Here is an 18,916-nt window from a genome sequence, read left to right as displayed (position 1 = left end):
GGCGCCCGGGCCCCGCCCTCGCCCCGGCCCGCCCGCCGGCGCGGCTTCTGGCGCCCGGGGCCCCCGGCCGCCCACCCCCGCCGCCCCCGCGCCCGCCAGCGCCACGACCAACGCCCCGGGCAAGCCCACCTGGTGCCCCACCGTCCCCGACCACCGCGTCGACTGCGACACCATGAGCCGCCCCCTCGTCGACGGCACGCCCCGCCTCGGCACCATCGACGTCGGCTACGCCGTCGTCCGCCACACCCGCCCCGGCCCGGCCAAGGGCACCATCGCCGTCAACCCCGGCGGCCCCGGCGAGACGCTGATCGACCGGGCCGGTCTCGTCGCCGCCGCCCTCGAAGGCGCCCTCGACGACTACGACCTGCTCCTCCTCGACCCGCGCGGCACCGGCAAGTCCGGCCGCCTGCCCTGCAAGGTCACCGAGGCCGACTACCGCTTCGCCCCGCGCGCCGAGCAGCAGGACGCCGTCGCCCGCTGCGCCGAAGAACTCGGCCCCCGCGCCCGCGGCTACACCAGCGCCGCCACCGCCGACGACATCGACGCCGCCCGCGCCCGCCTCGGCGCCCCCAAGCTCGTCCTGTACGGCCTGTCGTACGGCACCTACCTGATGCCCGTCCTCGCCGACCGCCACCCCGACCGCGTCGAGTCCATGGTCCTGTCCGGCGCCTACCCCGTCGACTTCGACCCGCTGGTCCGCGCGACCGCCCGGCACGTCTCCGAGACCCTGCGCCGGATCTGCGAGCGCAGCGGCGCCTGCGACCCCGACACCGCCGTCCGTAACCTCGCCACCGTCGCCGCCAAGCTGCGCACCCGGCCCCTCGACGTGACCGCGACGCTCGGCGGCACCCCGCGCACCATCGCCTTCACCGAGGACAAGCTCGCCAATCTCCTCTACGAGCCCGCCAGCCGCGGCATCGGCTCCCATCCCGCCGAGCGCTCCCTGCTCGGCGACCTGCCCGCAGCCCTGCACGCTTCGGCCAACGGCGACGACGGCCCGCTGGCCGCGCTGGTCCGCGCCGAGATGGAGCACACGAGCACCGAGGACCAGGCCTCGTTCCTCGCCGTCACGTGCAACGACTACGTCCGCGCGTGGGACCACGACGCCCCGCTCGCGCAGCGCCGCCGGCAGTACCAGCGCGCCCTCTCCGCCGCGAACCCGGCCGACTTCGGCGCCTTCAGCCCCAAGGGCTGGACCGAGGGCCAGAGCGACGGCGGCGACAACTGCCTGACCTGGCCGCGCAAGAACACCGCCCAGCCGCAGGACGTCGACCTCGACCTGCCCGACGTCCCCGTCCTCGTGCTCTCCGGCGACCTCGACACCAACACCCCGGAGGCCAACTCCCGCCGCTCGGCGGCCCGGTTCCGCCACAGCACGTTCGTCTCGGTGCCGAACGCCGGCCACGTCCCGGAGCTGGAGTCGACCGGCTGCACGCTGGCGATCTCCACCCACTTCATCCGAACCGGCGAGCCCGGCGACACGTCCTGCCTCGCCGCGATCCCGCCGATCGCCGTCGCACCGGTCGCCCGCTGAGGGCAGCACCGCACCACCGCAAGACGGCACGACCGCATAGCCGTACGACCACCCTGGCCGTACGACCGCATGACCGACCGGGCCGCGCCACGTGCGCGGCCCGGTCAGCTCGCGCGGACCAGCTCGGCCCGCAGACGCCCGGTCTGCTGCTCGTACGCGGTCCGCGCCTGCTCCAGCAGCCGGGCCCACGAGTCCACCGTCGGACGCCGCCGCAGCAGGGCCCGCCGCTCGCGGTCCGTCATGCCGCCCCAGACGCCGTGCTCGATCCGCTCGTCCAGTGCGTACGCCAGGCACTCGGTGCGCACCGGGCACCCGGAGCACACCGCCTTCGCCCGGTTCTGCGCCGCGCCGTCGACGAAAAGCTCGTCCGGATCCGCCGTACGGCAGATCCCGCGCTTGGCCCAGTCCGTGTCCTCCACGTCGATCCCCTCCCCAGGGCTCGCAATACCACCCGGCCCTGACAGTTGATCACGGACCGGGTCGTCGACACTACGCACCGCCCCAGCCCCCACGGAAGCGGCACCTCACCCGATCGGGTGAATCTACCGGACTAGTGAATTTCCGGACCGGGCGCCCCTCACACCGCGCAGCCCGTCCGGACGGTCCACCGTGCCCGGCCGCCCGCGCCCGATCGTGTGAGGCGGGTGCCGCCCGGGGCGGTGGCTCGTTGGTGGGGTGTGGCTGACGAGACGCGGTACGGGCGGGGGCGGACGCCGGTGGTGTGGGCGCTGGCGGTGCGGGAGGTGGAGGACGGGCCGCCGCTCGCGGAGGTCGTGGTGGAGGTCGGGCCCGGGCTGCACGCGGATCTGCTGGCCAACGCCGTCGAGAGCGGGTTCGTGCTGGCCGCCGGTGAGCCGCCGGCCACGAGCGGGGCCGTCGAGGTCGGCGGCGGGCGGCTGGAGCGGCTGGCGCTGGTGGGCGGGCGCGAGGTGTGGCAGCCGGACGAGGTGGTCGCGGCCTCGCCCACCTGGCTGGCGGCGGCCGTGGGCCGGGGCGGGGCCGTCGTGGTCCTGGTGCCGCCCGGCACGTGGCCGCCGGGGCTGATGGAACTGGATCCCGAGGTCCGGCTGGAGGTGTTCACCCGGCGCCTGGAACAGGCGCGCACCGAGGGCCGGGTCCTGCACGGAATGGCGTCGCTGAAGCGGCTGCCTCCGGAGTGAACTCCATTACGGCTTAAGGCCTTTCGCCCTCGCCCTCGGTGTCGATGTGCGGCAGGATCCGGTCCAGGAAGCGCGGGGTCCACCAGGCCGCCGGACCGAGCAGCGTCATGACGGCGGGGACGAGCAGCAGCCGGACGATCGTGGCGTCCACGAGGACGCTGACGGCCAGTCCGAGGCCCATCATCTTGATCACGATGTTGTCGCTGACGATGAACGCCGCGAAGACGCTCACCATGATCAGCGCCGCGCAGGTGATCACCCGGGCGGTGATCTCCAGCGCGTGGGCGACGGCGTCCTGGCTGCGGCCCGTGCGCAGCCAGGCCTCGTGGACGCGCGAGAGCAGGAAGATCTCGTAGTCCATGCTCAGACCGAAGACGATCGCGAACATCATCATCGGCACGTAGCTCTCGATCGGGACCTTGCCCGAGACGCCGAGCGCGGGCCCGCCCCAGCCCCACTGGAAGACCGCGACCACGACCCCGTAGGAGGCCGCGATCGAGAGCAGGTTGAGCACGGCGGCCTTGACGGCGACGAGCAGGCCGCGGAAGACGGCGAGGATGATCAGGAAGGCGAGGCCGACGACCACGGCGATGATCAGGATCAGCCGGCTCGACACGATGTCCAGGAAGTCGACCTGGGCCGCGGTGTTGCCGGTGACGTAGGTCTTCGCGCCGGTGCCGGCCACCGCGTCCGGCAGGGCGGTGTCGGAGAGGTGGTTGACGAGGTCGGTGGTGGCGCGGTCCTGGGGAGCGGCCGCCGGGATGACGGTGGCGAACAGCACGTCGCCGTCCGGGCTGGTCTGCAGCGGGGTGGTGCTGGCGGCGCCGGGCAGGCCGGTGAGGGCCTGCTGCACGGCGCTCTGGACGGTCGGCCGGGTCTCGGCGGGCACGGCGCTCTGGTCGACGACGGCCGTGAGCGGGCCGTTCGAGCCCGGGCCGAAGGCCTGGGACATGAGGTCGTAGGCGCGCCGGTCGGTGAAGTCGGGGGAGTCGGCGCCGTCGCCGATGTGCCCGAGCTGGATGGAGAGCAGCGGGATCGACAGGACCGCGAGCGCCACCACCCCGGCGATCAGGTACTGCCACGGGCGCGCCTCGACCCGCCGGGCGTAGCGGTGCCAGGCCCCGCCCTCGTCATCGCCGCCCTCGCCACCGCCGGCCTCGGCGATCGGGCGGCGGACGGTGAAGCGGTCCATCCGGCGGCCGATCAGCCCCATCAGGGCGGGCAGCAGGGTGAGCGCGCCGAGCACCGCCGACACGACGGTGACGGCCGCGGCGGCCCCGAGCTTGGCGATGAACGAGATGCCCGACACCGAGAGCCCGGACAGCGCGATGATCACGGTGCAGCCGGAGACCAGCACCGCCCGGCCGCTGGTCGCCACCGCCTGCCCGGCGGAGGCGACCGGGTCCACCCCGTCCATCAGGTTCTGCCGGTGACGGGTGAGCAGGAAGAGCGCGTAGTCGATGCCGACGCCGATCCCGATCATCGTGGCCAGTGTCGGGGCGACGGTCGCGAAGGTGGACAGCGCCGCGACCAGCCCCAGCACCCCGAGGCCGACCACCGCCGCGAACAGGGCCGTCAGCAGCGGCAGCCCGGCCGCGATGGCGCTGCCGAACCCGACCAGCAGCACGACGATCGCGACCGCGAAGCCGATCACCTCGCTGGCCCGGTCGTCCGGTGCCGGCCGGGCCAGCTCGCCCAGCGGCCCGCCGTACTCCACCTGGACCCCGGCCTGCCGCAGCGGCTGGACTGCCGCGTCCACGCCGGTCAGGTACTCGGTGCCGAGCAGGGCCGGCGCGGTGTCGAAACGGACGGTGATGTACCCCGTCAGCCCGTCGGCGGCCAGCGGCCCGCCGGGCGGGGCGGGCTGCCCGGGCGGCGGCAGCGGGCTCTGCACCGAGAGCACGTGCGGCAGCTGCTGGAGCGAGGCGACCGTCTGGGCGATCTGCGGCTGGAACCCGGCCAGCTGGGCGGGGTCGTGCAGCACCACCTGGGAGCTCGTGCCCGCGGCGGCCGGCACGTGGGCCGTGAGGAGGTCCCGGCCCTGCTGCGCCTGCGTGCCGGGGAGCGAGAAGTCGTCCGAGTAGGTCCCGCCGACCGTCTTGTTGGCGGCCTGGACGCCGGCCAGGGCGACGATCCACAGCACGATGACGAGCACCGAGTGGCGCGCGCACCACTCACCGAGGCGGCGCAGGCCCGCGCGCCTGGCCGGCTGTGCTGCGGCTGAGGGGGCGCGGCGTGCGGACGGCGGCATGGGCGTCTCCCGGGTCTTCTGCGCGGTGGTGCGGCCGAACCGGCGCAGTGTTCCCGGGAGGGCCGGGCCGGGCACCGGTACCGGCGGGTAGTCGCCCCGACGGCTTCGGCTGCTCCGGCACCCGGCCCACCCGGGTGGCGCGCTCGCGGTCCCTTCCATCCGCCCCGCGGGCGTCAGGGCTGCGCGGGACCGCCGAGCTTCGGGGCCGGGACGGGTGCCGCGGCACCGATCAGGACGACCATCTCGTGGCCGCCGGGGTTGGTCTGGATCGGGACGGTCCGCCAGTTGTTGGCCAGCCAGACGTTGCCGGAGGGGTCGATCTGGACGCCCGTGTTGCGCTCCAGCCCGTCGCTCGTGTAGCCGGTGCCGGCCGGGGAGATGGGCTGGCCGGTGCGGTACCCGGGCGGGCAGGCGGCGAGGTTGACGCCGCACAGCCGGGCGACGCGGTGGCCGCCGAAGTTGGCGACCCACACCGTGTCGTCACCGTCGACGGCGACGCCCCAGGGCAGGAACAGACCGCCGTTGGTGAACGGTTCGGGCGCCGGGGTGCCGTCGGACCCGATGAACGTCACCGAGGTGCCCGGGCGCGGGCCCGCCTCGGTCGCCACCGCGTTCGCGAGGTCGTCCACGGAGCTGTTCCCGCAGGGCACCGGCAGGATGCCGCTGTTGCTCACCCACGCGTTGCCCCGGCTGTCGGTGGCGACGCCCAGCGGCTTGCTCAGGCCGCCGCCGGAGACCGTCGGCCCCGGGGTGCCGTCCGGGCCGACGACCTGGACGGTGTCGCTGCCGTTCCCGCCGACCCAGAGCCGCCCGGCCGGGTCGACGGAGGTGCCGAACGGCTTCTGGACACCGGGCGTGGCGATCTCCCGGGCGCGGGTCGCGTCGCCGTCCGGGATCCGGGCCACGCTGTCGCTGCCGCAGTTGGCCACCCAGACCGTGCCGGCACGGTCGGCGGACATGCCCTGCGGCTGGGCGATCCCGGCGCCGCGCCAGCCGTCCGGCGGGGACAGCGGGGTGCCGTCGGGGGCGAACTGGGAGACGCTGCGTTCGAGCCGGGTCGGGTCGATCGGACAGCCGCGGCCCTGGAAGCCGAAGTTGCCGACCCAGGCGCTGCCCTTCGCGTCGACGGTGACCCCGAACCCGGCGCCGTACAGGCCGCCGCCCTGGTAGGGCGCGCCGGGGGCGTCCTGGCCGGTGGGGGTGAACTTGAGGACGGTGCGGCCGCCGCAGGTCGGGACGAGCCGGTCGGCCTTGTAGACGTAGTTGTTGGTGATCCACGCGTTGCCGTCGGCGTCGAAGGCGAGGTTGCCGGGGCCGTCGACCTCGTGGCCGTTGCCGTCGTAGCGCAGGGCCACGGTCCAGGCGTCGGGGGCGGCGGGGAGCGCGGGCCCGTAGCGCGGGGTGGTCGCCGCGAGGTCGAAGAGGGCGGCGGCGTTGTTCCCGGGGTCGTGCGCGATGTCGACGGCGGCCTGCAGGGTGGTGCGCGGCCGCTCGTGGCCGGGGCGGCGGGCCAGGTCGAGCAGCCGGTCGCAGGCGTCGCCGGTGACGCAGGAGGCGAGCAGGTCGGCCAGGGTGTTGAACTCCGCCATGGTCGAGGTCTGGGAGCCGTTCGGCGGGGCGGCGAGCGGCGCGGCGATCTCGCCGGTGCCCGTGTCGGCCAGGTTGTGCGCGACGGCGGCCGCGTTCTGCAGGCCGGGGTAGGTGCCGGTGACGCCGTCCGGGCCGGTGAAGCGCGCGAGCGCGTAGGCGGTGGCGACGGTGGTCCGCTCGTTGACGACGAGCTCGGGCGGCGCGGCGGCCCCGCTGAGCACGGCGGCGAGCGCCACCGCGGAGTGTGCGGTGCCGCGCCGCTCCCGCCCGAAGTCGGCGACCACGTACAGCACGGCGCGCGGGTCCTCCGGGCGGCGGTAGTCGAGCGTGAACCGCCCGTCCGCCGCACTCCGCGCCCTGCCCAGCACCCGCGGCCGGCTGCCCTCGCCGTCCCCGGCCTGGTACAGCGTCACCTGGGCCCCGCCCAGCGGCCCGTCACCGCCGCGCACGACCCCGCACTGTTCGGTGGGCTCCCAGCCCGCCGCGACCGCGTGGGACGGCCCGGCGGCGAGCTGGGCGAGGAGGGCGGCGGCGATCAGGGCACCGCGACGTCTGCGCATGGGGGCTCCATTCGGTGAAGGGGGATCATCGGAGGGGGACGGGCCGCCCGCCGCCCTCCTACCTGCCACATCCCGGCCCGCCCGCACGCGACCGGCCGCCGGACACGGCGGAAATTGCCCGGGACGGGCGAGACCCGCCCGCCGAGGCGGCCCCGTGTGACCGGCATCACGCGCCGGGGATCGAACTTCCGCGCCCGCCGTGCATCCAGTCCGTGTCAGCCATCCACCCTCACCATCTCAGCGAGGTTCCTTCCCATGGGTTATCTGCGCGGATTCGTCCCCTGGATCGTCTCCGGGGCCGTCTCGTCCTTCGACTGGCGCTGGGGCGCGCTCGGCGGGCTCGCGTCGGGACTGCTGCTCCTGCTCCAGGACCGGCGGCGCGGGGTCGGCCTCGACGCGCTCGTCCTGGAGGTCAGCGCCGTCGTCTACTTCGCGGCCGTGGGCGCGGTGGCCCTCGCCGCGCCGCACGCGGCGCTGTCGAAGCCGGCCGGCATCCTCTCGTTCGCCTGGCTGGCCGTCACCGCCTGGGGCTCCCTGGCGCTGCGCCGCCCGTTCACGCTCGGCATCGCGCGGCGGCGCACGCCCCGCGAGTACTGGGACCGGCCGGAGTTCATCGCGGTCAACAACCGCATCACCGCCGCGTGGGGCGCCGGGTTCACGTTCATCGGCGTGAGCCTGGCCGTCGGCGGCGCGGTCCACGCCCCGGCCTGGGTCGGGATCGCCGCCCACGTCGCCGGCCTGGCCGGCCCGGCGGTCTTCACGAGGGTGCATCCCGCCCGCGCACGGGCGCGGCTGCTCGCGCGGGCGGTGCCCGTCCCGCAGGAGCAGTAGCCGCCGGGGCGCGGCGCCCGGCGTATCGTCCTCCGGAAGGCCTCAACCGGCCTGGCGCGCAAGGTCTTCCCGGAGGCGTACGGACGATGGCACCGCTCACCACCACCTCCACCACGTCCACCACCGCTTCCGCCTCTGCCGACGACGCGGCGCTCACGCGCCGCACCCAGGCCGGCGACACGGCGGCCCTCGGGCTGCTCCTGACCCGCCACCAGGCGGCGATGCGCGCCGTCGCGCTGCGCCTGCTCGGCTGCGGACCGGACGCGGAGGACGTGGTGCAGGACGCCGCGCTGGCGGCCCTGCGCCGCATCGGCGACGTCCGGGACCCGGCGGCCGTCGGGGCGTGGCTGAGGGCCGTCGTCCGCAACGCCTGCCGCATGCGACTACGCGATTCGCGCGAGACACTCGGCCTGGACGAGCGCGACCTCGTCCGGCTGCGCGGGCACGAGCAGTCACCGCCAGAGCGGTTCATCGAGCAGCACGCGATGCGGGACTGGATCTGGGGCGCAGTGGAGGAACTGCCGCCGCAACTGCGGCTGGTGCTGATGCTGCGGCACTTCAGCGGCATCACCTCCTACCAGGAGATCGCCGCCGTGTGCGAGGTGCCGGTCGGCACGGTCCGCAGCCGGCTCAGCCAGGCGCGCGCGAAGATGGCGAAGGCGCTCGAAACGACCGCCGCGCGGGCGCACGACGACGCCTCCGCCCTCGCGGAGGAGAGCCGGCACGAGGCGGTGGCGACGCTGGAGGCGTCGGCGCGCGGCCATCTGCCCCGGGAGATCCTGGAGTTGTGGCCGGACCAGGCCGAGATGACCGGCCGCTTCGGCCGGCCGGGGGAGCGCGTGCACCCGTTCCCGGTCATGCGGCAGGTGCGGGAGAAGGGCGTGCGCCAGCACGTGCGGCACGTGGTGGCGAGCCGGGACATCACGATCTGGGAGATGGACGTCGTCAACCCCGCCGGCGCCGCCGACCCCTGCCCGCCGACGCTGGCGTGGCTCATGTTCCGCCGCGACCGGCGGGTCCAGCGGCTCCAGGTGGTCTTCCCGGGGCGGCCGGTGAGCGGATGAGGGGTCGGTCGGCGGGCGGGCAGCGGCCGCTTCAGGGGCCTCAGGGGCCTCAGGGGCTTCAGGGGGCGATGGTGGCGTGCATCTCCCACACCAGGATCTCGGCGGGTTCGGTCGCGGTGACCTTCTGGCCGCCGGTCGCGGTGAAGCGCACGGCGTCGCCCGCGGTGAGCGGGCCGGCGCCTTCGAGGACGACGTCGCCGCGGGCGACGAACAGGTGCAGGAAGGGGGCGTCGGGCAGTTCGACGTCCTGCCCGGGGCGCAGCCGGGCGACGTGCAGGGCGGCGTAGCGGTTCTTGATGCGGATGGCGGACGCGCCGTCGTGCTTGGCCATCCCGGAGGCGACCGGGAGCAGGTCGCCGGACAGCAGCTCGTCGTCGATTTCGAGCTGCTCGTAGCCCGGCGTGATGCCGCTCTCGTCGGGGACCACCCACATCTGGATGAAGTGGACGGGGTCGGTGTGGACGTCGGTGCCGCCCAGGCGCCAGGAGTCGTTCTTCTCGGAGTGCAGGATCCCGCTGCCGGCGCTCATGCGCTGGGCGAGCCCGGGGTAGATCACGCCGGAGTGGCCGGTGGAGTCCTGGTGGACCAGGGAGCCCTTCATCACCCAGGTGACGATCTCCATGTCGCGGTGCGGGTGGGTCTCGAAGCCGCTGCCCGGCCGGACGGTGTCGTCGTTGTTGACGAGCAGCACCCCGTGGTGGGTGTTGGCGGGGTCGAAGCGGCCACCGAACGAGAAGGAGTGCTTGGAGTCCAGCCAGTCGATCTTGGTCGAGAGGCGCTCGTCGGAGCGGCGGACGTCGATGCGGGGGAGGTTCGCGGCGGTGCTCATCTCGTGGTCCTTTCGGCTGGTCGCCCGGCGGCGGCCTTCGGGTGCCCGGTGGTGCCTTCGTCACGCCCAACATAGTTCATCGTTCAACTATTCCGTGGGACGGCGGCGCGAAGTTGCGGTGCCGGAAGATCGCCGAACGAGGTCGGAAGGCAGCACAGTGCCGGAATCGAAGCGCCGCGTCTTCTGCGTGCTGGACACGGACGGCGGCGGTCGGCTGGGCGGGGACGAGTTCACCCGCTTGCCACTGGCAGCGTCACCCGTGAGGGCGGACGGTTCGCCCGGGATACGCTCAAGGCGCCGGTGGCCGCTCCGGCTCCAGGGGTCCCGGGCGTGGCCGGGACCGGAAGCGGGCGCGAAGCGGTCCGGCGGCCGTCAGAGTGCGTACATGGAGGAGTAGGGCGGGGTGATCCGCTCCTGTCGCGAGCCGAAGTCGACCAGGACCGCGGCCTCGGGCCCGTCCTCCACGTCTATGACGCGGCCGAGGCCGAACTTGTCGTGGGTGACGCGGTCGCCCATGGCGAACCGCTTGGGCGGTGCGGCGGGCCGGGCTTTGAAGGGGCTGGTGGGCAAGGGGCGTCGGACTGCCGGTGGTTTTCTCATCGTGGTCAGTATGCTCCGAAAATCGGTGGGACGGGTCTTCCCGGAGAGTCCGAATCGGTGCGGTGTGCGCCGTGGCCGACACGCCCCCTGCCGGGCCCGAAATCAGGACCGGGCCGGACGGTGGCGCGGACGCCTCCAACTGTACTGCCAGGCATGCCGGTTGCCGGCCGGGTCGGAGCGGCGAAGGCGGGCCCGGGCGGGGCGGCCGAAAAATTCGCGCGGAGTGTTCGCCGGGGAGGGTCGGGGCCTGCTACAGTCGAAGTAGTTGCAGTAGTGGTTCCCATGAACTTTGTGTGCGCCTGCTGATTGTCGCAGGCGCATTTTTCGTTTTCCGGCTTTTCGGAGGGTTCTCATCGCGGCGACTCGAAAGTCCGTAATGTGCGGACTTCGGACGGTCTCTTGAAGGGGATTTCTCATGGCCACCGGTACCGTGAAGTGGTTCAACTCGGAAAAGGGCTTCGGCTTCATCGAGCAGGACGGCGGCGGCGCTGACGTCTTCGCCCACTACTCGAACATCAACGCCAACGGCTTCCGCGAGCTGCTCGAGGGCCAGAAGGTCGAGTTCGACGTCACGCAGGGCCAGAAGGGCCCGCAGGCGGAGAACATCCGCCCGCTGTAATTCCGGCCGGGCATTCGTCCGGTAGTGAGGGGCCCGTACCGCGCAATGCGCGGTACGGGCCCCCTAGGCCGTGCGGGTGTTGGTTGACGGGCCGGGCGGGCGGCCGGAAGGCCGGTCGTGCGGAGCGGACGAAGTCCCCGAACTCGGCGTACAACTGGGTGACAGCGGTGTCCACGGCGGGCGAGACGCTGTCGTAGTTGAGGAAGCCGTGGATGAGCCCCGGGTAGACATGCCGGCGCACCGGGACCCCGGCGGCGGCCAGGGCGTCCGCGTAGGCCAGTGCGTGATCGCGCAGCGGGTCGTGCTCGCCGACGCCGATCACCGCCGGCGCGAGGCCCCGGTGATCGGCGGCGAGGAGGGGCGACACCCGGGGATCGGCCGTGGTGGAGGGGTCGCCGCCGGTGTAGAGCTGGATGTCGTGCCGGCACTCGTCGGCCGTCAGGAGATAACCGGTGGCGTTCTCGGTCATCGAGGGGAAATCGGTCCGGCCGCTGAGATCCGTCGCCGGGTAGGCCAGCAACTGGGCCGCGACCGGTGTGCCGTCGTCACGCAGCGCCAACGCCACCGCGGCGGCCAGGTTGGCGCCGGCGCTGTCCCCGGCCAGCGCGAGCACGCCCCCGCCGAACCGGTCGATGCCCGCGGCGACCTCGCGGGCCACGCCCACGCAGTCGTCGTACGCGGCCGGGAACGGGTGCTCCGGCGCGAGGCGGTAGTCGACGCTGACGACCACCGCGTCGAGATCGCGGCAGAGCCGGCGGCAGACGCCGTCGTGCGTGTCCAGGTCGCCGAGGATCCAGCCGCCGCCGTGGATGAAGAGGACGGTCGGCGTCGGGCCGGCGGTGTCCGGGCGGTAGACCCGGACGGGCACGCCGGCGAGGGTGTCCTCGGCGACCGACCCGACGGCCAGGGGCGGGCTGGGCGCCACGGCGAGCGACAGCTGCCGGTTCCCGGCCCGCATCTGCTCCACGGTGGGCGCGGCGGTCGGCGGCGGGCCGTCGAGGCCGAACTTCTGGAGGAGGGCCCGGATACTCGGATCCATCGCCATGATCGCGCGCTCCCTCTCGGACGGTGCTCCGCTGTACCCCGCTCATCCTCGTGCCGCGCGGCGCCGGCTGCGGTCCGGGCGGGGCCGTCCGGGTGAGTCCGAGGGCCGGTCGCCATGACGCCCTGCACTGCGAGTGGTGAGCGAGTTGGTGCTGGAATTCACGGCTGCGGACTTCCGGCCGCCGAGCTCGTCGTGCCCGGCGTCGATGCCGGTGTCCGGGCCGGGCAGGTGGGAGACGTCGAGCTGGCCGACGGGTTTCGCGGTTGTCCCACCGAGGTGTTCACCAGTGTTGTCCTGCGGCCGTGTCCACTTCCTCTGCCACCGCCGGCTGCGGTGTTGCCCGGGCTGGGAACGGGTGATCAGGCTCATGAGCGTGGCGAAGATCGCCGAGGTGACGTTCCCCGCGTACGGCAGCCGACGGCGTTCCGGAGCGGTCGCGGGTGGCTGGACCTCGGGGGTGTCGGCGTCGGGCGGGCCGTCAGGGCGCCGGGCTCTGCGCGCCCTCGACGTCGGCGAGCAGTTTGCGCAGGAGCCCGTCCAGGGTGGCCCGTTCCTCGCCCGAGAGGGCGGAGAGCAGCGCGGTCTCGTTGGCCGCGTGGTCGGTGAAGGCGGCGTCCACGAGGGCGCGTCCGGCCGCGGTGAGGGCGATGCGGACGCTGCGCCGGTCCGCCGGGTCGGTGTGGCGTTCCACCAGGCCCGCCGATTCCAGCCGGTCGATCCGGCTGGTCATGCCGGCCCGCGACATCAGCAGCAGCGCGGCGAGTTCGGAGGGCATCAGTTCGTACGGTGCGCCGGAGCGGCGCAGGGTGGCGAGAACGTCGAACTCGCCGCGCTGGAGGCCGTGTTGCTTGAACACCTCTTCGACGACCCGGCCCGCGAGCAGCGCGAGGCGGCCGAGGCGGCCGACGGTGCCGACCGCCGCCAGGTCGAGGTCCGGGCGCTCCCGGCTCCACTGGTCGAGCATGACGTCCACGTGATCCATGGGGGCATGTTATTCGATGGGAGATAGTTAGACGTAGTACTATCAGCGATGGAACTATCTGAGCGCTCACTGTGGGGAGAGGCCAATGACGTTGATCGGACCGGAAGCCGTGGTGGTACGGGGCGACGAAGCCGAGACCGTCGGAATGCTCGGCGGCAAGGGGCTGTTGCTGGCGGACTCCAGCGCCACCGGCGGCGCCCTGAGCACCCTGCGCGTCACGCTGGGGCGCGGCAGGGACGGCGCCACTCCGCACTACCACGGGGGCTCCTCGGAGCTGTTCTTCGTCGTCGACGGCTCGGCCCAGGTGCTGGTCGGGAACGAGGTGGTCACCGCCCGGAGCGGCGACCTCGTGGTGGTGCCGCCCCATCTGCCGCATGCCTTCGCGGCGGCGCCGGACTCCGGGGCGGACCTGCTGATCGTGATCACCCCCGGGGTGGAGCGCTTCGACTACTTCCGCCTGCTGGAGCGGATCCGCGCGGGCGAGGCGACGGTCGAGGAACTGCTCGCCAAGCAGGACCTCTTCGACAACCACTTCCTGGAGTCGCCGAGTTGGCGCGACGCCCGGGAGGAAGCCGCCCGGTCCGAGCCGTAGACCGCCCGGCACCGAGCCCGGCCCGACACCTGGGGAGGAAACCCGTGACCGACACCCGCACCATCACCAACCCGCGCGGCCTGCACGACCCGACGCCGTTCGGCTACAGCCACGCCGCCTCCGCGCCCGGCGAACCGGTGTTCATCGCCGGCCAGTACGCCTCCGACGCCGACGGTCAGGTCGTGCCCGGCGACTTCGCCGCCCAGGCGGAGCTCGCCCTCGCCAACCTGCGCACCGCGCTCGCCGGGGTCGGCCTCGGCTTCGAGCACGTGGTCCGGCTCGGCTCGTACATCGTCGACCACGACCCGGAGAAGCTGGCCGTCCTCGGCAAGGCCCTGGCCGGGGCCTGGGGCGACCGGCTGCCCGCGCAGACGCTCAGCGGGGTCGCCTCGCTCGCCCTGCCGGGGATGCTCTTCGAGATCGACGCGGTCGCCGTCCGGCCGACGGCGGCGGCGGCGGGCTGACCACCCACGCGCAGGGGTCCCACCGGTCGGCGGAATCCCTCGCCGTACCGCCGCCGTTCGAGCCGGAGCGGACCGCTCACATGGCCCGGGTCGCCGCGCGCAGCCGTCGTTCCATGTCGGGGCCGTCGCTGAGGAACAGCCCCCGCAGGAACGGCAGCAGGGCTCGGACCGCGCGTCGCGGTCCGAGCCCTGCCCCGTGCGGTGCCGCGCTGCGGCGGCGGTGCGTCAGCCCTGTACGGTGTCGCCGTCCGCCTGCCCGGCGCCCTCAGCCTTTTCTGCCTTCTCGCGCATCTTGCGCACCAGCTCTGCCTTCTGGTCGGCTGCACTCTGGCGGTCGAGGTTGCGGTGCGGACCGTTGTTCTGCCGTTCGGCGCGGGACTGCCTCTTGCGCTGGCCGCCGCCCATGCCCACGGGGTTGTTGATGTTCTTGCTCACGGTTGTGGGTTCTCCCGGTGGTGAAGTGAAGTGGTCTACGGATTCATCGGTGGGGGACGGGCGGTGACGTCGAAGGACGTCAGCAGGGGCCCGTCGCGCGCTCACTCGTAAATCGGCGTCTGGAAGAACATGAGAAAGACATTACCCGGTTCCGTCGGCCCTGCACACCAACCTTTTCGCCGCCCCTGCGTCGGCCGGGCCTTCGGCGAGCGCCCGGGGCCGGCCGGTTCCTTCCCTGGGATCCCGCACCTTCGGCGTCGCGTCAGCCCAGGGCCCGGTCGAGGTTGAAGGCGGCGCTGATCAGCGACAGGTGGGTGAACGCCTGCGGGAAGTTGCCCAGTTGCTCGCCGGTCGGGCCGATCTCCTCGGCGAACAGACCGAGGTGGTTGGCGTAGGTGAGCATCTTCTCGAACGCGAGCCTGGCCTCCTCCAGCCGGCCGGCGCGGGCCAGCGCCTCCACGTACCAGAAGGAGCAGATCGAGAACGTGCCCTCGGAGCCGCTCAGGCCGTCCGGGCTGGTGTCGGGGTTGTAGCGGTACACCAGGGAGTCGGAGACCAGGTCCGCCGTGAGCGCGTCCAGGGTGGAGAGCCACTGGGGGTCGGTGGGCGAGACGAACTTGGCCATCGGCATCATCAACAGCGAGGCGTCCAGCTCGCCGCCGTCGAGGGACTGGACGAACGCCCCCCGTTCGGCCGACCAGCCGCGCCGCATGATCTGCCGGTAGATGGCGTCCCGGGACTGCCGCCAGCGGGGCAGGTCGGCCGGCAGGCCGCGGCGGTTCGCCATCCGGATCGCCCGCTCCAGCGCCACCCAGCACATCAGCCGCGAGTACACGAAGTCCCGGCGGCCCGCGCGGGTCTCCCAGATGCCCTCGTCGGGCTGGTCCCAGTGCTCGCAGAGCCAGTCCGCCACCGCGCCGACGTCCTCCCACCCGGCGCTGCTGATCGGCTGCCCCCACTTGTCGGACAGGTAGACGGAGTCGATCATGGCGCCGTAGATGTCGAGCTGGAGCTGGCCGGTCGCGGCGTTGCCGACCCGGACGGGCGCCGAGCCGAGGTGGCCCTCCAGGTGCGCCAGCTCGTACTCGGGCAGTTCGCCGCGCCCGTCGACGCCGTACATGATCTGTAGCGGGCCGCCCGCGCCGGCAGTGCCGGACATGCGGTCGCAGAGGAAGCCCATGAACGCCTCGGCCTCCGTGGTGAACCCGAGGCGCAGCATGGCGTAGACGCAGAAGGCGGCGTCGCGGACCCACACGTACCGGTAGTCCCAGTTGCGTTCGCCGCCGATCCGCTCGGGCAGGCTGGTGGTCGGCGCGGCGACGATCGCGCCGGTCGGCGCGTAGGTGAGGAGCTTCAGTACCAGGGCGGAGCGGTGCACCATCTCCCGCCACCGCCCGTGGTAGCGCGACCCGGCCAGCCAGCGGCGCCAGAACCGGACGGTCGCCTCGAACTGCTCCTGCGCCTCGGCGCACGCGCACGACCGGGTCGGGACCTCGTCGCCGATCCGGTCGAGGGCGAACACGACGGACTCGCCTTCGAGGAGCTTGAAGTGCGACCACACGTCGAGGCCGTCGCTCTCCAGCGGCGCGGTGGCGGTCAGCGCGAGCGTCAGCGACGGCGAGCGGAACACCGCCTCGTGGCCGTCGAGGTGCACGGTGTGCTTCTCGGCGCCGTAGCCGAAGCGCGGGGCGATGCGCGCGGTGAAGGGCAGGACTCCCCGGACACAGATCACCCGCCGGATCAGCCGGTGCCGGGCCGTCTCGGGCGACTCGTCGACGACGGGCATGAAGTCCTGGATCTCCGCGACGCCGTCGGTGGCGAAGAAGCGCGTGATCAGCACGTTCGTGTCCGGGAAGTAGAACTGCCGGGTGCGCGTGGGCACGTCGGCGGCCAGCTGGAACGACCCGCCGCGGTCGGCGTCGAGGATGGCCCCGAACACACTGGGCGCGTCGAAGCGCGGGCAGCAGTACCAGTCGATGGTGCCGTTCGTGCCGACCAGGGCGGCCGTGCGGAGATCGCCGATCAGGCCGTGTTCGGAGATCGGTATGTAGCGGTGGCTGCCCGCCTGCTCGAAGCCATTGGTGTCGAACGCCATGTCGGCCTCCCCGCCGCTGCGACGCGGACCCGGAGATGGAACCTCGCCTCTCATCGTAGATCGCCGCTTCGTGGATCCCCGGTCGAGTCTGCCCCTGGCGCACCCGCCGTGCGCGGCCGTGTACCGGACGTTACGGTCAAGAGCAGGTCAACGACGCTCCCGTCCCGCGCCCAGGAGGTTCCCGTGACAGCCGACGCCGTGCAGGTGGCACCCGAGGTGTACAAGGTCCTCTTCGAGAACGACCGGGTCCGGTTGCTGGAGGCCCGGCTCGGGCCCGGCGTCACGACCGGCATGCACCACCACCGTGCCAACCTCGTCTACAACCTCGCGGACGGGGAGGTGGTCTTCACCGACGAGTCCGGCGGCACCACCGCGGCTTCGCTCACGGCCGGCGGGACGATGTGGTCCCCGGCGGTGAACCACTCCACGCACAACAGCGGAACCACCGAGGTCCGCTCGCTGCTGTTCGAGCTGAAGTAGCTGAAGTAGCCGGCGTGGGTGAAGCGCCTGACAGCCCGCCGTGGCGGCCGGCTGGTGCGGCCAATCGGTTGAACCTGTGCCGCCCGCGTTATTCCTTCCCCCGGTGAGCCGAGGCGTTCCTGACATCTTGTTGGGCGTCGATCCCGGTGCAACGCCGTGCTGTATCGGCCTCGACGACGGCCTCCACAGCGGCTCCCGGAAGGTGTGACCATGCAGGCACCCCCCACCGACAGCACCATCGCGCGTCCACCGCAGCAGTCCGGCCCCGGGAGACGGGTCACGCAGCCGTACCTGCTGCCGCCCGTCGTGGGCAGTGCGTGGTGGATCTGGGGCCTGGCGGGGGCGCTCTTCGCCGTCTACACGACGCTGTCCGTGCGGATCCACGAGCGGATGCTCTCCAACAGCTACGACCTGGGCATCTTCGAGCAGGTGGTCCGCTCCTACGCGGACGGGCACCTGCCCGTCTCCGAGCTGAAGGCGCCCGGCTTCCCCATCCTGGGCGACCACTTCTCCCCGGTCCTGGCGCTGGTGGCCCCGTTCTACTGGGTCTGGCGCACCCCGGAGACACTGCTCGTGGTGCAGGCCGCACTCGTCGCCGTCGGCATGGTGCCACTGGCCTTCTGGGCCCGACGCGCGCTCGGATCGGGGCCCGCCGCGGTGATCGGCGTCTGCTACGGCCTGTCCTGGGGGGTCGCCAGCGCGATCGGCTTCGACTTCCACGAGGTGGCCTTCGCCGTCCCCCTGCTGGCCTTCTCGCTGGCCGCGCTCGGCGACAACAGGCCGCGTGCGGCGGCGTGTTGGGCGCTGCCGCTGCTGCTGGTGAAGGAGGACCTCGGACTCACGGTGGCGGTGATCGGCCTGCTGATCGCCCGGCGGGGGAGCCGGAGGCTGGGGTTCGTCACGGCCGCGGCCGGAGTGGCCGGGTCGCTGTTCGCCGTCCTGGTGGTCCTGCCGGCCTTCAATCCGAGCGGCGACTTCGCCTACTGGTCGTACGTCGACGGCTCGGGCGAGGGGCCGCACGGCGGCCCGGGCGGCGGACCCGACACGGACACCGTCGTGGCGGGCCTGCTGTACAAGGCGACGATCGGCCTGATCACCCCCGAGGCCAAGGCGACGACGCTGGTGCTCCTGCTGGCCATCACGCTGTTCCTGGCGCTGCGCTCCTCGCTCGTGTGGGTCGCGCTCCCGACGGTGGTGTGGCGGTTCTTCTCGGCCAACGCCTTCCACTGGGGCACCGGCTACCACTACTCGCTGGTGCTGATGCCGATCGTCTTCGCCGCCTTCGTCGAGGCCCTGGCCGCCCGGCGCGCACGGGAGGGCAGCGTGCGGCGCCACCTCCTGGGAGCGGCGGCGGTCTGTCTGTTGCTGCTGCCGCAGTTCCCGTTCTGGCAGTTGGTCCAGCCGGTCACCTGGCGGACCGACCCGCGGCTCGCCGTCGCCCGGCGGCTGATGGACCGGATCCCGGACGGCGCCACCGTCCAGGCCTCCACGCTCCTCGTGCCGCAGCTCACCAACCGCACCACCGTCGGCCTCTTCGGCTGGGAACCCAGCCGGCCAGACTCCCAGTGGATCCTTGTGGACACCTGGATGCCGTGGAACAAACGCTGGCCGCTGACGGTCGAGATCGAGCAGAACCGCCTGAACTGGCACCGCGCGCACGGGTACCGCGACGTCGCCCACGAGGACGGCTACGTGCTGCTGACCCGGACCGGCTGAGCGGCGGGCGACCGCCGGCCCCGAGGACTCCGGACGGTCGGGGAGCCTCGGGGCCGGTGCGGTGGCCGG

General features: G+C 73.2%; 18 protein-coding genes. 9 read left to right on the top strand and 9 right to left on the bottom strand.

From position 1 onward, the window contains the following. On the top strand, positions 1-1,534 hold a 1,534-nt coding region (locus tag ACFVU9_RS01710; RefSeq protein ID WP_387588885.1), incomplete at its 5' end, for an alpha/beta fold hydrolase. A 104-nt stretch (positions 1,535-1,638) separates the two neighbouring features. Here ACFVU9_RS01710 and ACFVU9_RS01705 read toward each other — a convergent pair. Further along, positions 1,639-1,953 (bottom strand): WhiB family transcriptional regulator, encoded by a 315-nt coding sequence (locus ACFVU9_RS01705; protein ID WP_380447346.1) that lies wholly within the window; start codon positions 1,951-1,953, stop codon positions 1,639-1,641. A 258-nt stretch (positions 1,954-2,211) separates the two neighbouring features. Between ACFVU9_RS01705 and ACFVU9_RS01700 the strand changes: the two genes are divergently transcribed. Continuing rightward, the gene (locus ACFVU9_RS01700) at positions 2,212-2,694 is read left to right on the top strand and encodes a hypothetical protein (RefSeq protein WP_380491904.1); all 483 of its coding nucleotides are present in this window, start codon (positions 2,212-2,214) and stop codon (positions 2,692-2,694) included. A 13-nt stretch (positions 2,695-2,707) separates the two neighbouring features. Here ACFVU9_RS01700 and ACFVU9_RS01695 read toward each other — a convergent pair whose 3' ends face one another. Further along, positions 2,708-4,945, bottom strand: a complete 2,238-nt coding sequence (locus ACFVU9_RS01695) for an MMPL family transporter (protein ID WP_387588882.1) — start codon at positions 4,943-4,945, stop codon at positions 2,708-2,710. 173 nt (positions 4,946-5,118) lie between these two features. Further along, entirely contained in the window at positions 5,119-7,095 is a 1,977-nt protein-coding gene (locus tag ACFVU9_RS01690; protein ID WP_387588880.1) for an NHL repeat-containing protein, read from the bottom strand. A gap of 255 nt (positions 7,096-7,350) precedes the next feature. On the opposite strand from ACFVU9_RS01690, the gene ACFVU9_RS01685 reads away from it, so the two are divergent. Further along, entirely contained in the window at positions 7,351-7,926 is a 576-nt protein-coding gene (locus ACFVU9_RS01685) for a hypothetical protein (RefSeq protein WP_387588878.1), read from the top strand. A gap of 86 nt (positions 7,927-8,012) precedes the next feature. Next, positions 8,013-8,990, top strand: a complete 978-nt coding sequence (locus tag ACFVU9_RS01680; RefSeq protein ID WP_387588876.1) for an RNA polymerase sigma factor — start codon at positions 8,013-8,015, stop codon at positions 8,988-8,990. Positions 8,991-9,048: 58 nt separating this feature from the next. On the opposite strand, the gene ACFVU9_RS01675 is transcribed toward ACFVU9_RS01680, so the two are convergent. Then, positions 9,049-9,819, bottom strand: coding sequence for a pirin family protein (locus ACFVU9_RS01675; protein ID WP_387588874.1), 771 nt, complete (start codon positions 9,817-9,819; stop codon positions 9,049-9,051). Between the two features lie 372 nt (positions 9,820-10,191). Beyond that, positions 10,192-10,419, bottom strand: a complete 228-nt coding sequence (locus ACFVU9_RS01670; protein WP_380447332.1) for a hypothetical protein — start codon at positions 10,417-10,419, stop codon at positions 10,192-10,194. A 415-nt stretch (positions 10,420-10,834) separates the two neighbouring features. Here ACFVU9_RS01670 and ACFVU9_RS01665 point away from each other — a divergent pair, with 415 nt between their 5' ends. Further along, a complete protein-coding gene (locus ACFVU9_RS01665; protein WP_359971493.1) occupies positions 10,835-11,038 on the top strand; it encodes a cold-shock protein in 204 nt (67 codons plus the stop codon). Here the strand turns inward: ACFVU9_RS01665 and ACFVU9_RS01660 are convergent. Together ACFVU9_RS01660 and ACFVU9_RS01655 are read right to left on the bottom strand one after the other, a co-directional pair. Continuing rightward, positions 10,989-12,083, bottom strand: coding sequence for an alpha/beta hydrolase (locus ACFVU9_RS01660; RefSeq protein ID WP_387588872.1), 1,095 nt, complete (start codon positions 12,081-12,083; stop codon positions 10,989-10,991). The genes ACFVU9_RS01665 and ACFVU9_RS01660 overlap by 50 nt on opposite strands. A 478-nt stretch (positions 12,084-12,561) precedes the next feature. Further along, entirely contained in the window at positions 12,562-13,065 is a 504-nt protein-coding gene (locus ACFVU9_RS01655) for a MarR family winged helix-turn-helix transcriptional regulator (RefSeq protein ID WP_380447328.1), read from the bottom strand. 85 nt (positions 13,066-13,150) lie between these two features. Here ACFVU9_RS01655 and ACFVU9_RS01650 point away from each other — a divergent pair, with 85 nt between their 5' ends. Beyond that, entirely contained in the window at positions 13,151-13,657 is a 507-nt protein-coding gene (locus ACFVU9_RS01650; protein WP_380447326.1) for a cupin domain-containing protein, read from the top strand. A gap of 44 nt (positions 13,658-13,701) precedes the next feature. Then, positions 13,702-14,121, top strand: a complete 420-nt coding sequence (locus tag ACFVU9_RS01645) for a RidA family protein (protein WP_387588870.1) — start codon at positions 13,702-13,704, stop codon at positions 14,119-14,121. A 225-nt stretch (positions 14,122-14,346) separates the two neighbouring features. Here ACFVU9_RS01645 and ACFVU9_RS01640 read toward each other — a convergent pair whose 3' ends face one another. Then, entirely contained in the window at positions 14,347-14,556 is a 210-nt protein-coding gene (locus ACFVU9_RS01640) for a DUF6243 family protein (protein ID WP_380447524.1), read from the bottom strand. A gap of 262 nt (positions 14,557-14,818) precedes the next feature. Beyond that, complete coding sequence (locus ACFVU9_RS01635; protein WP_387588868.1) at positions 14,819-16,651, bottom strand: glycoside hydrolase family 15 protein; 1,833 nt, start codon at positions 16,649-16,651, stop codon at positions 14,819-14,821. Between the two features lie 183 nt (positions 16,652-16,834). Between ACFVU9_RS01635 and ACFVU9_RS01630 the strand changes: the two genes are divergently transcribed. Both ACFVU9_RS01630 and ACFVU9_RS01625 read left to right on the top strand, forming a co-directional pair. Then, a complete protein-coding gene (locus ACFVU9_RS01630) occupies positions 16,835-17,131 on the top strand; it encodes a hypothetical protein (RefSeq protein WP_380447522.1) in 297 nt (98 codons plus the stop codon). 210 nt (positions 17,132-17,341) lie between these two features. Further along, entirely contained in the window at positions 17,342-18,847 is a 1,506-nt protein-coding gene (locus ACFVU9_RS01625) for a DUF2079 domain-containing protein (RefSeq protein WP_380501363.1), read from the top strand. Positions 18,848-18,916: the final 69 nt, after the last annotated feature.

It is taken from the genome of Kitasatospora sp. NPDC057936, from assembly GCF_042887525.1.
Taxonomy (GTDB): domain Bacteria; phylum Actinomycetota; class Actinomycetes; order Streptomycetales; family Streptomycetaceae; genus Kitasatospora.
The sequence above is the reverse complement of the archived record's forward strand: the minus strand, read 5'-3'. Positions and strand labels throughout refer to the sequence as shown.